General features: G+C 53.0%; 1 pseudogene. It reads left to right on the top strand.

From position 1 onward, the window contains the following. Positions 1-127, top strand: a pseudogene (locus F1735_RS35035) (IS4/Tn5 family transposase DNA-binding protein); the annotation flags it as partial. Positions 128-253 lie beyond the last annotated feature (126 nt).

Genomic DNA, 253 nt, shown 5'->3' with positions numbered 1-253 from the left:
AGCACCTGCACCTTGGACCGAGACGGAATTTGAGCAACTCGACCTGGGCGATGCGCGCCTGAACAAACGAGCGAGGATCTTGATGGAGCGATTTGCGGCTGACCCGACGGCGAGCGTGCCGAAGGCGCGGAAATTTGCAAGCTAGTTGTCGCCTAAATACGATTTTTACGCTGCTTTTTTGAGTGCTTGATTTTTCTCCTTTTTGGTGACGGCTTCCGTGACACTTTTTTCGGGATTGAGGTGTACGGTCGTC

The organism is Massilia genomosp. 1 (assembly GCF_011682185.1).
In the GTDB taxonomy this organism is placed as follows: Bacteria; Pseudomonadota; Gammaproteobacteria; order Burkholderiales; family Burkholderiaceae_D; genus Telluria_A; species Telluria_A rubra.
This window is presented reverse-complemented; position numbering and strand designations above follow the sequence as displayed.